Origin of the sequence: Streptomyces ochraceiscleroticus, from assembly GCF_000720485.1 — a bacterium.
In the GTDB taxonomy this organism is placed as follows: domain Bacteria; phylum Actinomycetota; class Actinomycetes; order Streptomycetales; family Streptomycetaceae; genus Streptomyces; species Streptomyces ochraceiscleroticus.
Window position 1 is genome coordinate 12686 of sequence record NZ_JOAX01000031.1, and the last position, 14694, is coordinate 27379.

Genomic DNA, 14694 nt, shown 5'->3' on the forward strand with positions numbered 1-14694 from the left:
TTCTGCGGGTGGTGAGATCCGCCGGGGCCGGCCGGCGGGCAGCCGGCCGGCCCCGTGCACGTCGGTTCAGACGCAGTCGCGGACCGCGCGGGCGAGGGTGCGCAGCCCCTCGTCCAGCTCCTCGGGGGTGGTGGTGAGCGCCGGCAGCAGCTTGACGACCTCGCTCTCCGGCCCCGAAGTCTCGATCAGCAGGCCCAGCTCGAAGGCCCGCTTGGAGATCTTGTTCGCCAGGCTCTTGTCGGCGAACTCCATCCCCCAGACCATGCCGCGGCCGCGGTAGTCCACACCCGCCCGCGGGTGCTCCTCGGCGATGGCACGCAGGTGCGATTCGATGATCTCACCGCGGGCGATGGTCTGCTTCTCCATCTGGCCGTCGGCCCAGTACGTGTCCAGGGTCGCGGCGGCGGTGACGAAGGCGGGGTTGTTGCCGCGGAAGGTGCCGTTGTGCTCGCCCGGCTCCCAGACGTCCAGCTCCGGCTTGAAGAGCGTGAGCGCGAGGGGCAGGCCGTAGCCGCTGATGGACTTGGAGACCGTGACGATGTCCGGCACGATGCCCGCCTCCTCGAAGGAGAAGAAGGCACCGGTGCGGCCACAGCCCATCTGGATGTCGTCCACGATGAGCAGCATGTCACGGCGGTGGCACAGATCCGCGAGGGCGCGCAGCCACTCGGGACGGGCGACGTTGATGCCGCCCTCGCCCTGGACCGTCTCGACGATCACGGCGGCGGGCTGGTTCAGGCCGGAGCCCTGGTCCTCCAGCAGCCGCTCGAACCACAGGAAGTCCGGGTAGCGGCCGTCGAGGTAGTGGTCGAAGGGCATCGGGGTGCCGTGCACCAGCGGGATGCCCGCGCCGGCCCGCTTGAACGCGTTGCCGGTCACCGCGAGCGAGCCCAGCGACATGCCGTGGAAGGCATTGGTGAAGGACACGATCGACTCGCGGCCCTTGACCTTACGGGCCAGTTTCAGCGCGGCCTCGACCGCGTTGGTGCCCGTCGGGCCCGGGAACATGACCTTGTACGGCAGGTCACGCGGGCGCAGGATGACGTTCTGGAAGGACTCCAGGAACGCCCGCTTGGCCGTGGTGGACATGTCCAGGCCGTGGGTGACGCCGTCGCGCTCGATGTAGTCGATCAGTGCCCGTTTGAGCACCGGGTTGTTGTGGCCGTAGTTCAGCGACCCGGCGCCGGCGAAGAAGTCGAGGTAGGCGTGGCCGTCCTCGTCGTACATGCGGCTGCCCTGCGCCCGGTCGAAGACGGTGGGCCAGCCGCGGCAGTAGCTCCGCACCTCGGATTCGACGGTTTCGAAGACGCTCAGATCCGGCTGGGTGATGGTCACAGCATGCTCCTGGGAGATGTGGGGTGTGACAGAGAGGGGGAAGTCTTGGGGTGCGCTCTGCGCACTGGACGTGCGCTCAGCGCACTGGCTGGGCAGGGGCGGCGAAGGGGCCGATGTCGTGCAGCACCTCCGGCTCGTGGCCCTCCTCGGGGAACAGCCCGGCGTCGAAGAGGACCTCGCGCTCCACGGGGGCGCCGTGGCGCTCTGCGAAGGAGGCGAAGAGCCGGTTCGATGCGGTGTTGTCGGGCGAGATCGTGGTCTCGAGGCGAGTGATGCCCTGCTCCTGCGCGACTCGGCCGGCGAGGCCGTCCAGGAGAGCTGCGGCCAGCCCGCGGCCACGGTGCGCGTCGTCGACGGCGACCTGCCAGACGACGAGGGTCTCGGGGCGGGCGGGGCGGATGTAGCCGGTGATGAAGGCTGCCGTCTCGCCCTTCGCGTCGCGGGCGACGACGGAGGTGGCGGCGAAGTCGCGACACCACAGCAGGTAGCTGTAGGAGGAGTTCAGGTCCAGCGTGCGGGAGTCCCGGGCGATGCGCCAGATGGCGGCCCCGTCCTCCACTCGCGGGGCATCGAGCTTGAAGCCCTCCGGCATTTCTCTGAATTCGCTTCGGGCACGTGCAAGGTCTGCTTGTGCGGCGGTCATGCGAATTAAATTTACCGAGGGAAATTCGAAATTGCATCGCGGGCTGGGGTTACGGAGACGGGGGGTTCTGTGTTATCGCGCGGGGGCGCACGGGCGCACGGAAGACCCTTGGGATGTCTCGGTTTGCCCGGAAAATAGGGGGCAAATCAGTCTGCCTGTGTGGTCGGTCACATGTGCGTAACGGCCGCGAGATCCGTCCGAATTACGGGACTTGCGGGTCACCCGAATCGACGCGTTTGAGCTGCGGAAAAGCGGGCAGAAGAATACGGGAAGCTGCGCACCTGAAGAATTGGCAATTCGCTGGTAACAGGTGTACAGCAAGGAAAGCCCGGAGCGCCATGGGGTTTCCGGGATTCTTCCCCGGCGACCGTCCCGTCCAGCGCTGCACGCGCGGCTCGTACAGTGCGTGCATGAGCGATAGCGCGGTGCTGCACATCAAGGGGAGGGTCCTGGCCGGGCCGGACGACGTACGGGACGGCCTGTGGGTCGTCGGCGGACGCGTCAGCTACGAGCGGCCGGCCGGGGCGCGGGACGTCACCACCATCGAGGGCTGGGCGCTGCCGGGCCTGGTCGACGCCCACTGTCACGTGGGCCTGGACGCGCACGGCGCGGTCGACGAGGCGACCAGCGAGAAGCAGGCGCTCACCGACCGCGAGGCGGGCACGCTGCTGATCCGCGACGCCGGCTCGCCCGCCGACACCCGCTGGATCGATGACCGCGAGGACCTGCCGCGGATCATCCGCGCCGGCCGGCACATCGCGCGCACCCGCCGCTACATCCGCAACTTCGCGCACGAGATCGAGCCCGAGGACCTGGTGGCGTACGTCGCCCAGGAGGCGAAGCGGGGCGACGGCTGGGTCAAGCTGGTCGGCGACTGGATCGACCGGGAGACCGGCGACCTGGCATCCTGCTGGCCGCGTGGCGCGGTCGAGGCCGCGATCGCCGAGGCGCACCGGCTGGGGGCACGCGTCACGGCCCACTGCTTCGCCGAGGAGTCCCTCGCGCCCCTCGTGGAGGCGGGCATCGACTGCATCGAGCACGCGACGGGGCTGACCGAGGAGACGATTCCGCTCTTCGCCGAGCGCGACGTCGCGATCGTCCCGACGCTGGTGAACATCGCGACCTTCCCGCAGCTCGCGGCCGGGGGCGACGAGAAGTACCCGCGCTGGGCCGACCACATGCGGCGGCTGCACGAGCGGCGCTACGACACGGTACGGGCGGCGTACGACGCCGGGGTGCGGGTGTACGTCGGTACCGACGCGGGCGGGTCGCTCGCGCATGGGCTCGTCGCCCAGGAGGTGGGGGAGCTGGTCAAGGCCGGGATTCCGGCGGTCGAGGCGCTGTCGGCGACGGCGTGGGGCGCCCGGGAGTGGCTCGGGCGTCCCGGACTCACCGAGGGCGCCCCTGCGGACCTCGTCGTGTATGAGTCGGATCCGCGGGAAGACGTACGGGTTCTCGGTACGCCGCGGCGGGTGGTGTTGCGGGGGCGGGTCGTGAGCTGAGCGCCGCGAGGGTTTCTCCCGGTGGCCTTCCGCGGCGCCGTCGTGGCCGGTCGCGCAGTTCCCCGCGCCCCTGAGGCGGGCGCTGCGCGCCCTGCCCCAGGGCGCTTGCGCTGCGCGGCCGCCCCTCTGCGCGCCTGCTTACGCGGCGGTCTTGCGGGCGCCGCGGGCCATCCAGGCGGCCACGACCGCGCCCGAGATGTTGTGCCACACCGAGAACACCGCTGCGGGCAGAGCCGCTGCTGGGCTGAAGTGGGCCGTGGCCAGGGATGCCGCCAGGCCGGAGTTCTGCATGCCGACCTCGAAGGCCATGGCCCGGCTCGCCGGGCGGCCCAGGCGGGCCAGCGTGCCCGCGCCGTAGCCGAGGGCCAGGCCGAGGCCGTTGTGCAGCACGACGGCGAGCAGTACCAGCGCCGCCGCGTCCTTGATCTGCGCCGCGCTGCCCGCCACCACGACCAGCACGATCACCGCGATGGTCAGCGCGGACACCCAGGGGAGGGCCTTCAGCAGCTTGTCGATGAAGCGGCCGGCGGCCAGCCGGACCAGCAGCCCGGCGAAGACCGGCAGCAGGACCGTCTTGAGGATGTCCGTCACCATGACCCCGGCGTCCACATGCATGAACTGGCCGGCCAGCAGGTAGGTCAGCGGCGGGGTCACGAAGGGCGCGACCACGGTGGAGACCGTGGCGACCGAGACGGACAGGGCGACGTCGCCGCGGGCCAGGTAGGTCACGACGTTGGAGGCCGTACCGCTCGGGGCGCAGCCGACCAGGATCACGCCGGCCGCCAGCGCGGGCGGCAGGTCCAGCACGGTGGCCACCAGCCAGCCGAGGCCCGGCATGATCACGTAGTGCGCGACCAGGCCCAGCCCGACCGCCCACGGCCGCTTGGCGACCGCCGCGAAGTCCGGGACGGTGAGCGTGAGGCCCATCGAGAACATCACGACGCCGAGCAGCCAGGGCACGGACGGGGCCCAGCCGGTGAAGTGCGACGGCCAGAACAGGCCGATCAGCCCGGCCACGATCACGAGCAGCGGGAAGAGCGTGACGGCGCGCCGCGCGGCGCGGTCGGACGCGGGGAGGTCGCCGGTCCCGGGCTCGTGCGGCGTGGCGGGTGCGGGCCCCTCGGGCGCCGCGGCCTTCTGGTTCGTCTGCTCGTTCGTCACGTCGGCACCTTACGGGGACCTTACGTGTATCAAGCAATGGGGTTCCGGATGGTGGACGGCCCTCGGACCGCCGTCGTCAGACCGCCTTCGTCACGCCGCCGTCGTCAGACCGTCTTCGCCAGGGCCGTCACGAAGCGGTCGGTGGTGTCCCGGTCCCGGACCGCCAGCCGCAGCCAGTCGGTGCCCAGCCCCGGGAACGTGTCGCCGCGCCGGACCGCGAAGCCCAGCTTCCGCAGCCGCTCCCGTACGCCTGCCGCGTCCGGCAGCCGGATCAGCACGAACGGACCCTCGGCCGGACGCGCCACCGTGATCTGCGGGAACTCGCCCAACCGCGCGATCAGGTACTGGCGGTCGGCGGCGATCTGCGCGGCCGCCGCCCCGGCCTCGGCGAGCGCCGCCGGCTCGCAGCACGCTTCGGCCGCGGTGAGCGCGGGGGAGGAGACCGGCCACAGCGGCTGGACCCGCTCCAGCGCCTCGATGATCTCCGGATCCGCCAGTACGTACCCGATACGCAGCCCGGCCAGCCCCCAGGTCTTGGTGAGGCTGCGCAGCACCACCAGGCCCGGCAGGTCCGTACGGGAGGCCAGCGACTCCGCCTCGCCCGGTACCGCGTCCATGAACGCCTCGTCGACGACCAGCGTGCGGCCCGGCCGCGCCAGCGCCGCCACGGTCTCCGCGGGGTGCAGCACGGACGTGGGGTTGGTCGGGTTGCCGACCACGACCAGGTCCGCGTCGTCCGGTACCGCCTCCGGAGCCAGCCGGAAGCCGTCCCGCTCGGACAGCAGCACCCGCCGCACCTCGTGCCCGGCGTCCCGCAGGGCCGCCTCCGGCTCGGTGAACTGCGGATGCACCACGACCGGCTGCGTGGCGCGGACTGCCCGCGCGAGCAGCACGAACGCCTCCGCGGCGCCGGCCGTCAGCAGCACCCGGGAGACCGGCAGCCCGTGCCGGGCGGCGACCGCGGCGCGCGCCGCCGTGCCGTCCGGGTACGCGGCCAGCCCGTCCAGTGACGCGGCGATCCGGGCCTTGAGCCAGGCCGGCGGGGTGCCCGTACGGACGTTGACGGCCAGGTCGGTCAGGCCGGCCGCGGCGCCGCGTACCTCGGCGTCCCCGTGGTGGCGAAGGTCGGGCAGGGGGGTCACGGCGTCTCCTCGTGCGTGCGGGTCGGATGCGTGCGGACGGTCTGATGCGTGCTGCTGTCGTGCGGCGCGGCGCGGCGGGCGACCGCACAGGTGGCCCGCGCCGCGCCGCCGTCAGCGGACTTCCGCTTGGGCACGGCCAGCGTGGCGCCGGGGCCCGCCGCGGCCAGCGCGGCGGCCTCGGCCACGGACGGCGTCCCGGCGGCGGCCAGCACCGCGCCCGAGGGATGCGGCACCGGCACGGTGGCCAGCACGGCGGCCGGGTACGCCAGCAGTTCCACCCCCAGCAGCGCCGCCGCATCCCGCAGCCCCGGCTCCCGGGCCCTGGCGTCCACGGTGGCCAGCGCGCGCACCGCGGAGAGCGGCAGCCCGGCCTCCGCGAGCACGGCCCCGACCAGCGCCGTCAGCTCCCCGGCCGGTACTCCGGGCCGCGCGCCGACCCCCACCACCAGGTCCCGCTCCGGTCCGGGCACGGCACGTTCGGCAGGCACGGCGGGTCCTTTCTGGAGTGCGTAGCCGGACATGCGGGACCGGCAGGGGATCAGTAAGCAGGTGACACGGGTACCGGCACCGGTACACCTGTGGGCACGGCGGCGGAAGGGGCGAGACAGTGCCTGTGGTCATCGCGGTCGGCGCGTTCCTGATGACCCTCGTCGGCGGCTGGGTCGCGCACCGGGTCACCGACCGCCGCCACCTCGTCCTCGGCCTCGCCGGCGGCCTGATGCTGGGCGTCGTCGGCCTCGACCTGCTGCCGGAGGCCCTGGAGGCGGCCGGTGTGCGGCTCCTCGGCGTCCCCGCGGCGCTGCTCTGCTTCGTACTGGGCTTCCTGGCCGCGCACGCCGCAGAACGGCTGCTGGCCGTCCGGAAGGCGGCCCACGGCATGGACCCGGAGGAGCGCGTCCCGCAGGTGGGGCTGACGGCCGCGGCCGCGATGGTCGTGCACAGCCTGATGGACGGCTTCGCGATCGGCGCGGCCTACCAGGTCGGCAGCGAGATGGCGGTGGCCGTGGCGCTCGCCGTGATCGCCCACGACTTCGCCGACGGCTTCAACACGTACACCGTCGCCAGCCTCTACGGGAACGTCCGGCGCAAGGCGCTGCTGCTGCTCGGCGCGGACGCGGTGGCGCCGCTCGCCGGCGCGGCGATCACGCTGGCCGTCACCCTGCCGGAGCAGCCGCTCGGGTTTTACCTGGGCTTCTTCGGCGGTGTCCTGCTCTACCTCGCGACCTCCGACATCCTGCCGGAGGCCCACCACGACCACCCCGCGCTGTCCACCCTGGCCTGCACGGTGGCGGGCGTGGGCTTCATGTGGCTGGTGGTGGGCCTGTCGGGCGGCTGAGGCCATCAGGCGCTGCCCGCCCACGCCGCGGCCCGCGCCGCCAGCCGGTGCGCGAGCGACGGCTCGGCGGCCCAGTGCACATGCAGGTACGAGGCGTGCACCCCGTCCTGCACGAAGCCCTCGGTACGGCGCTCGGGGCGCACGAAGCCCCACGCCGGACTGTCGCCCGTACCCGGCTCCAGGACCGTGCGGTGGAACTCGTGGCCGCGCACCCGCGTCCCGGCCGCGGCCAGCGCGCTGTCGCCGATGGCCACCGCCTCCCGGTAGCCCAGCGTCAGCCGCTCCGACATCCGCCCGTCGGCGGGCAGCACACCACACATCGGCCTGCCGTCCAGCGACCGGGAGAGGTACAGCAGGCCCGCGCACTCCGCGGCGACCGGCGCGCCCGCGGCCGCCAGCCGGGCGACCTCCGCGCGCAGCGGCTCGTTCGCCGACAGCTCCGGCGCGTACACCTCCGGGAAACCGCCGCCGATCACCAGCCCGGCCGTCCCCGGCGGCAGCTTCTCGTCCCGCAGCGGATCGAAGGTGACGACCTCGGCACCGGCCGCCGTCAGCAGCTCGGCGTGCTCCGCGTACGAGAACGTGAAGGCCGCGCCGCCCGCCACCGCGATCACCGGGCGGCCCGCCGCGGGCGTCTCCGGGGCCGTCGGCGCCCACGCGGGCACGGTCAGCTCCGGCGCGCTGCGCGCCAGCGCCAGCAGCCCCTCCAGGTCGCAGCCCGTACGGATCTGCTCGGCGAGCGCCGCCACCGAGTCCACCGCCTCCGGGGCCCGCTCCGCGACCGGGACCAGGCCCAGGTGCCGGGCGGGCGTATTGACCTTCGGCGCGCGCCGCAGACAGCCCAGTACCGGCACGCCCGCGCCGCCCAGCGCCTCGCGCAGCAGCGCCTCGTGCCGGTCGGAACCGACCTTGTTGAGGATCACACCGGCGAGCCGCACCTCCGGGTCCCAGGACGCGAAGCCGTGCACCAGCGCCGCCACCGAGCGGGACTGCGAGGACGCGTCCACGACGAGGACGACGGGCGCCCGCAGCAACTTCGCGACCTGCGCCGTCGAGCCCAGCTCGCCCATCCCGGACGCGCCGTCGAACATGCCCATGACGCCCTCGACGAGCGCCAGGTCCGCGCCCGCCGCGCCGTGCAGGAACAGCGGCTCGATCCGCTCCGGACCGCACAGGTACGCGTCGAGGTTGCGGCCGGGGCGGCCCGTGGCCAGCGCGTGGTAGCCGGGATCGATGTAGTCCGGGCCCACCTTGTGCGGGGACACCGCGAGGCCCGCCTCGCGGAAGGCCGCCATCAGGCCCGTGGCGACGGTGGTCTTGCCGCTGCCCGAGGAGGGCGCGGCGATCACCAGGCGCGGAACGTTCACCACTGGCTCATCACTTCGGTCATCGCTGCGGTCACCACTCGATGCCCCGCTGGCCCTTCTGGCCCGCGTCCATGGGGTGCTTGACCTTGGTCATGTCGGTGACCAGGTCGGCGAAGTCCACCAGCTTCTCCGGCGCGTTACGGCCCGTGATCACGACATGCTGGGTGCCGGGACGGTTCCGCAGCACCTCGATCACCTCATCGGTGTCGATCCAGCCCCAGTGCATCGGGTACGCGAACTCGTCCAGCACGTACAGCTTGTACGACTCCGCCGCCAGGTCCCGCTTGACCTGCTCCCAGCCCTCGCGGGCCGCCTCCTCGCTGGACTCGATGTCGCGCTGGACCCAGGACCAGCCCTCGCCCATCTTGTGCCAGGCGACGGTGCCGCCCTCGCCGGTCTCGCCGAGCACCTTCAGCGCCCGCTCCTCGCCGACCTTCCACTTCGCGGACTTCACGAACTGGAACACTCCCACCGGCCAGCCCTGGTTCCAGGCGCGCAGCGCCAGCCCGAAGGCGGCGGTGGACTTGCCCTTGCCGGTGCCGGTGTGGACGAAGACGAGCGGGCGGTTGCGGCGCTGACGGGTGGTGAGGCCGTCGTTCGGTACGACGGTCGGCTGTCCCTGCGGCATCAGGCGGCCCTCCGGTGAGTGGTGTCGGTGACGGTGCGGACGAGCGCGGAGACGCTGTCCGCGCGGAGTTCGTCGAGGGTGACGGCGGTGCCCTGCAGATCGCGGGCCAGCTCGCCGGCCAGGCCGAGGCGGACGGGACCGGCCTCGCAGTCCACGACGACCGAGGCGACGCCCTCGGAGGCCAGCAGGTGCGCGGCCTTGGCAGCGCGCGGGCGCGGCTCGACGCCGCCGGTCGCCCGGCCGTCGGTGACGACCACGACCAGCGGGCGGCGCGAGGCGTCCCGCATCCGCTCCACGCGCAGGACCTCATGGGCCTTCAGCAGGCCCGCGGCCAGCGGGGTGCGGCCGCCGGTCGGGAGCTGCTCCAGCCGGGCCGCGCCCGCCTCCACGGAGGAGGTCGGCGGCAGCGCGAGCTCGGCGTCCGCGCCCCGGAAGGTGATCATGCCGACCTTGTCGCGCCGCTGGTACGCGTCCAGCAGCAGCGACAGCACCGCGCCCTTGACCGCGGTCATCCGCTTCCGCGCCGCCATCGAGCCGGACGCGTCCACGACGAAGAGGACCAGGTTGCCCTCGCGGCCCTCGCGTACGGCCTCGCGCAGATCGTCGCGCCGGACCAGCAGCCCGCGGCCGCTGCGCCCGCGCGCCTTCTGGTGCGGCGCCGCGGCCTGCACGGTCGCCGCCAGGTGCAGCTTGCTCAGCGCGCCCTGCGGGCGGCGGGCGCCGGTGGTCCGGCCGTGCGCGGTACGGGCCCGCGACCGGCGGCCGTCGGCGCCCTCGCCGAGCCCCGGCACGTCCAGCCGCCGGGTCTTGAACGGCTCGGTGGCGCCGACCGCGGCCTTCTCCGGGGCGGCCCCGCCCTCGGCGGCCTCGCTCTTGGGCTGAGCGGGCTGCTGCTCCGGAGCCCCGTCCGAGCGCTGGTCCGGTACGGAGGGCTGCTCGGGGCCCGCGTCCGCGCCGGCCGGTGGCGGCGCGTCGTCCGGGCCGCCCTGCGGCGGCAGCCCGCCGCCCCCGTCCGGGCCCCCGCCGTCCGGCCCGTCCGGACCGTCGTCCGGGCCCTGCGGCTCGGGGTCGGGCTCGTCGTCGCCCTGGGAGTCCTCCTGGGGGCCGAACTCGTCCAGGGTCTGGTCGAGCTTGTCCTCGTCGAGGCCGGGGGCGTCGAAGGGGTTGCGGCGGCGCCGGTGCGGCAGCGCGAGCAGCGCGGCCTGCCGGACGTCCTCTTCCAGCACCTCGTCCCGGCCCGCCCACGCGGCCAGCGCCGTCGCGGTACGCGCCATCACGATGTCCGCGCGCATGCCGTCCACCTCGAAGGCCGCGCAGGTGGCGGCGATCTGGCGGAGCGCCGCGTCGCCGAGCGTCACGTCGGGGAGCAGCGCGCGGGCGGTGGCGATCCGCTGCCGCAGGGCCTCCTCCTCGGCGGCCCAGCGCGCCGCGAAGCCGGCCGGGTCGGCGTCGTACGCCAGCCGCCGCCGTACGACCTCGACCCGCTGGTCCGGCTCGCGGGAGGCCGCGACCTCCACGGTCAGCCCGAACCGGTCCAGCAACTGCGGCCGCAGCTCGCCCTCTTCGGGGTTCATCGTGCCCACGAGCAGGAACCGCGCGGCGTGCCGTACGGAGACGCCCTCGCGCTCGACGTAGGAGGCGCCCATGGCGGCGGCGTCCAGGAGGAGGTCGATCAGGTGATCGTGCAGGAGGTTGACCTCGTCGACGTACAGGATGCCGCGGTGGGCGTGTGCGAGCAGGCCCGGCTCGAACGCCTTGACCCCCTCGGACAGGGCGCGCTCGATGTCGAGGGCGCCCGCCAGGCGGTCCTCCGAGGCGCCCACCGGGAGCTCGACCATGCGCGCCGCACGCGATTCGGCTGGGCTCACCTCGTGCGGCCCGTCCGGGCACTGCGGGTCGGGACCGGCGGGGTCGCAGCTGAAGCGGCAGCCGGCGACCACCGAGACGTCGGGCAGCAGGTCGGCCAGCGCACGGACCGCGGTCGACTTGGCGGTGCCCTTCTCGCCGCGGACCAGGACGCCGCCCACCGCCGGGCTGACCGCGTTCAGCAGCAGCGCCAGCCGCAGGTCGTCCATGCCGACGACGGCGGTGAACGGATACCGGGTGCTCACGTACGGATCACTCCTCCGAGTGGCTTTCGTTGGCTTGTCGCCGGGCGTGCTCACGGTGCCCCCGGCGGTACGAACGGCAGATCCTTCGGCACCCCGTCCTCGATCAGCCGCAGCAGGGCCGCGGTGTCCGCGTGTTCCTCGATCAGGTCGCCCAGCGCGTCGAGCTGTTCCTCACGCAGCGCGTCGAAGCAGGTGTCCGGCGCGGGCACGAACGCGCGCCCCGCGGCGGCGGCCACCCGGCGCAGGAAGGCACGCCGGAAGCCGTCGCTCTCCAGGGAGCCGTGCCAGTGGGTGCCCCATACGGAGCCGACCCGGCAGCCGTCCAGGAACGGCTCGTCGCCCTCCCGGACGTCGGCCACGCCGTGGTGGATCTCGTACCCCGCCACCGGCTCGGACAGCGCCTCGCCTTCCGGCCGGGCGAGGGTCTTCTCCGGTGCGAACCGCACCCGTACGGGCAGCAGTCCGAGCCCGTCGACGGCGCCGGCCCGCGACTCCACCTCGTCCTCGATGTGCTCGGCGAGCATCTGGAAGCCGCCGCAGATGCCGAGCACCGGGCGGCCCTCGGCGGCCCGGCGGGCGATCGCGTCGGCGAGGCCGCGCTCGCGCAGCCACTGCAGGGCCCGTACGGTCCCGCGGGTGCCGGGCAGGACGACCAGGTCGGCGTCGGCCAGCTCCTCGGGGCGGTCCACGAAGCGCACCACGACGCCCGGTTCGGCGGCGAGCGCGTCGACGTCCGTGAAGTTCGACATCAGGGGGACGGCGGCGACGGCCACCCGCAGGATGTCCTTGCCGTGCGGCGGCGCGACCGTGCTCTCGCGCACCGCGCCGCGCAGCGAGACGTGCAGGCCGTCCTCCTCGTCGATGCCGAGCCCGTGCCGGAACGGCAGGACGCCCAGCGTCGGCCGCCCGCTCAGCTCCTTGAGCATGTCCAGGCCCGGCTCCAGCAGCGTCACGTCGCCGCGGAACTTGTTCACCAGGTAGCCCGCGATGTGCGCCTGGTCGGCCTCGGAGAGCAGCGCGGTGGTGCCGAAGAAGGACGCGAAGACGCCGCCGCGGTCGATGTCGCCGACGACGACCACGGGCAGGTTCGCGGCGCGTGCGATGCCCATGTTCACGATGTCCGTGCGGCGGAGGTTGATCTCCGCGGGGCTGCCGGCGCCCTCGCAGATCACCGCGTCGTGCGTACGACGCAGCTCCTGGAGGCAGTCGGTGACCGTGCCGAGCAGCTTCTCCTGGCGCCCGGCGTGGTACCCACGCGCGCTCAGCTCACCCACCGGCTTGCCCAGCAGCACGACCTGGCTGCTGCGGTCGCTGCCAGGCTTGAGCAGGACCGGGTTCATCAGCGCGGTCGGCTCGACGCGGGCCGCCGCGGCCTGCATGGCCTGCGCCCGCCCGATCTCCGCGCCCTCGCGCGTCACATACGAATTGAGCGACATGTTCTGCGCCTTGAAGGGCGCGACCTTGACGCCTTTGCGCGCCAGCCAGCGGCAGATGCCCGCCGTGACCACGCTCTTGCCCGCGTCCGACGTCGTCCCGGCGACCAGCAGGCCGCCGCCGAGAGTCCTGTCCGTACCGCTCACCGGGATCTCCTCGCCTTCCGCGCACCGCGGACCGCGCCCACGGCGATCCGCGCCCCGACCGTCGTCGCCAGCGCCAGCGCGCTCACCCGGCGCGACAGCCGCACCGCGCGCGCGATGTCCGCGCCGTCGACCGCGCGTGCGCCGTCGTTGAGCACCGGCCGGTGCTCGACCCGCCCCGCGTACGCGAGCGTGCCGCCCAGCCGTACGCCGAGCGCGCCCGCGAACGACGCCTCCACCGGGCCCGCGTTGGGGCTCGGGTGCCGCTTGCCGTCGGTCCGCCAGGCGCGCCACGCGCCGCGCGGGTCGGGCCCGGCGACGGTGGCCAGCAGGGCGGTGAGCCGCGCGCCGGGCCAGCCCGCCACGTCGTCCAGCCGGGCCGAGGCCCAGCCGTACCGGCGGTAGCGGTCCGACTTGTGGCCCACCATCGCATCGAGCGTGTTGACCGCGCGGAAGGCGACCAGGCCCGGTACACCGCCCACGGCGCCCCAGACCAGCGCGCCCACGACCGCGTCGGAGGTGTTCTCGGCGACGGACTCCACGACGGCGCGGGCCATCTGCTGTCCGTCGAGGGCCTGCGGGTCGCGGCCGCACAGGTGCGGCAGCCGCTCGCGCGCCGTGTCCAGGTCGCCGGCCTCCAGCGCGCCGCCGATGGCGCGCGCCTCCCGGCCCAGCGTCGTCCCGCCCAGCACGGCCCAGGTGGCGGCGGCGGTCAGCGCGATGTGTGCGGGGGCGCAACGGCGTACGGCACGGGAGAGCAGGGCGGCGCCCACGGCGGCCCCGCCGGCGCACAGCGCGGTGTGCGCCGCTCCGTATCCACGGTGGTCGCGCCACAGCCCGCGCTCCACGGCGCCCGCGGCCCGCCCGAAGGCGGCCACCGGGTGGCCGTGGCGGGGATCGCCCACGGCCAGGTCGCCGAGAAAGCCCAGAGCCGCGCCGCACGCATAGGTGGCGTGTTCGGCACGCATCGTCGGATCAGCCTGCCGTCGTGCCTCGGAGGGACGGCCGCACGCGGTCGCGTACCGGGCGTACGGCACAGGAAGGCAGGGGTCTCGGCTCGGGGCCCGGCATGACGTGTGTCCTCACTCAGGGTCCGCGCCCTGGCTCGACGTGACGGGCGACGAGAGTCTCCTGGCTCCCGGATCGGCGCTGCCCCCGGCCTTCCAGCCCGGTGTCTGCGGCGGGCCGTGGCCTCTTCTGGAGGAGCGCTCCCCGGTGACAGTGGCGGGACCGCGCCGGATTCTCACCGGACTTCCTCATCTGTCGCCGAATGGCACCGGGCAGTCCACCACGTGCCGCGAATGCCCGTCAACTCACCCTTGACCTGCGACGCGAACGTATGGCAGCCCCTGTGGCCAAGGACACAGCGTGGACGGTGGTTGACGACCTGTTGCCTGCCGCACCTCCGGCACGACACCATCGGGGCACCTATGGCAAAGGTGCCGCAGGAGGGGGACGGGATGACGGAGAGCCGACAGCGTCACGAGGTACGCATCAGAGTCACCGGGACGCATGACGGGGGCCAGGATCTGGAGGACCTCCAGCGCTGGCTGCAGCGCGAGTCCTGGCTGACGCCCGGCAACCACGACTGGCGCCGGGCGCCGGGCGCGGAGACCGCCCCGAGCGCCGGAGCGGACGCGGCGGACCAGGGTCCCGAGATGGCCGTCGGCATCGACGACCTCGTCCTGGTCCTCATCGGCGCGGTCGCGGCGCCGATGACCGAGCAGCTCCTCATCGCCCTGCGGGAGTGGCTCGCCCACCGCAGGGAGACCGCCGCCAGTGGCGAGGCCCCGGGCCTCGACATCACCGACGCCTCCGGACACCGCCGCCTCGACGACCCCGATCCGCGCACCGAACGCGACGACCGGAGCGGCCGCGTCGGCACGGAGTAA

General features: G+C 73.9%; 13 protein-coding genes and 1 riboswitch. Of the genes, 3 read left to right on the forward strand and 10 right to left on the reverse strand.

Annotated elements, in window-relative coordinates; genetic code table 11:
* Window positions 1-66: 66 nt before the first annotated feature.
* Window positions 67-1335 carry a diaminobutyrate--2-oxoglutarate transaminase gene (ectB, locus tag IG84_RS0131115; protein ID WP_030264602.1) on the reverse strand — a complete coding sequence of 423 codons (1269 nt, stop codon included), beginning with the start codon at window positions 1333-1335 and terminating at the stop codon, window positions 67-69.
* A gap of 76 nt (window positions 1336-1411) precedes the next feature.
* Entirely contained in the window at window positions 1412-1978 is a 567-nt protein-coding gene (gene ectA, locus IG84_RS0131120; RefSeq protein ID WP_078649607.1) for a diaminobutyrate acetyltransferase, read from the reverse strand.
* Between the two features lie 410 nt (window positions 1979-2388).
* Between ectA and IG84_RS0131125 the strand changes: the two genes are divergently transcribed.
* On the forward strand, window positions 2389-3480 hold the full coding sequence (locus IG84_RS0131125; RefSeq protein ID WP_031064495.1) for an amidohydrolase family protein: 1092 nt from the start codon (window positions 2389-2391) through the stop codon (window positions 3478-3480).
* A gap of 138 nt (window positions 3481-3618) precedes the next feature.
* On the opposite strand, the gene IG84_RS0131130 is transcribed toward IG84_RS0131125, so the two are convergent.
* The 3 genes from IG84_RS0131130 to IG84_RS0131140 form a co-directional block, all read right to left on the reverse strand.
* A complete protein-coding gene (locus IG84_RS0131130; RefSeq protein WP_031064498.1) occupies window positions 3619-4641 on the reverse strand; it encodes a bile acid:sodium symporter family protein in 1023 nt (340 codons plus the stop codon).
* 104 nt (window positions 4642-4745) lie between these two features.
* On the reverse strand, window positions 4746-5783 hold the full coding sequence (cobC, locus tag IG84_RS0131135; RefSeq protein WP_031064501.1) for an Rv2231c family histidinol phosphate aminotransferase CobC: 1038 nt from the start codon (window positions 5781-5783) through the stop codon (window positions 4746-4748).
* Complete coding sequence (locus tag IG84_RS0131140) at window positions 5780-6271, reverse strand: cobalamin biosynthesis protein (protein ID WP_051862668.1); 492 nt, start codon at window positions 6269-6271, stop codon at window positions 5780-5782. The genes cobC and IG84_RS0131140 overlap by 4 nt, the downstream gene beginning before the upstream one ends.
* A 152-nt stretch (window positions 6272-6423) precedes the next feature.
* On the opposite strand from IG84_RS0131140, the gene IG84_RS0131145 reads away from it, so the two are divergent.
* Window positions 6424-7119, forward strand: a complete 696-nt coding sequence (locus IG84_RS0131145; protein WP_382467432.1) for a ZIP family metal transporter — start codon at window positions 6424-6426, stop codon at window positions 7117-7119.
* A 5-nt stretch (window positions 7120-7124) separates the two neighbouring features.
* Here the strand turns inward: IG84_RS0131145 and IG84_RS0131150 are convergent, their stop codons facing one another.
* From IG84_RS0131150 to IG84_RS0131170, 5 genes are read right to left on the reverse strand one after another with little or no spacing between them, the layout of a single operon-like run.
* Complete coding sequence (locus IG84_RS0131150) at window positions 7125-8489, reverse strand: cobyrinic acid a,c-diamide synthase CobB (RefSeq protein WP_031064511.1); 1365 nt, start codon at window positions 8487-8489, stop codon at window positions 7125-7127.
* A gap of 28 nt (window positions 8490-8517) precedes the next feature.
* Window positions 8518-9114: a cob(I)yrinic acid a,c-diamide adenosyltransferase gene (gene cobO / locus IG84_RS0131155; protein WP_030264627.1), complete on the reverse strand. Its 597-nt coding sequence runs from the start codon at window positions 9112-9114 to the stop codon at window positions 8518-8520.
* The gene (locus tag IG84_RS0131160; RefSeq protein WP_031064514.1) at window positions 9114-11225 is read right to left on the reverse strand and encodes a putative cobaltochelatase; all 2112 of its coding nucleotides are present in this window, start codon (window positions 11223-11225) and stop codon (window positions 9114-9116) included. The genes cobO and IG84_RS0131160 overlap by 1 nt, the downstream gene beginning before the upstream one ends.
* Window positions 11226-11275: 50 nt before the next feature.
* Window positions 11276-12805: a cobyric acid synthase gene (locus IG84_RS0131165; protein ID WP_031064518.1), complete on the reverse strand. Its 1530-nt coding sequence runs from the start codon at window positions 12803-12805 to the stop codon at window positions 11276-11278.
* Entirely contained in the window at window positions 12802-13770 is a 969-nt protein-coding gene (locus tag IG84_RS0131170; RefSeq protein ID WP_031064522.1) for a cobalamin biosynthesis protein, read from the reverse strand. Before IG84_RS0131170 ends, IG84_RS0131165 begins: the two co-directional genes overlap by 4 nt.
* Before the next feature lie 137 nt (window positions 13771-13907).
* Window positions 13908-14107, reverse strand: a riboswitch (cobalamin riboswitch).
* A gap of 155 nt (window positions 14108-14262) precedes the next feature.
* Here IG84_RS0131170 and IG84_RS0131175 point away from each other — a divergent pair.
* Complete coding sequence (locus tag IG84_RS0131175; RefSeq protein ID WP_051862669.1) at window positions 14263-14694, forward strand: hypothetical protein; 432 nt, start codon at window positions 14263-14265, stop codon at window positions 14692-14694.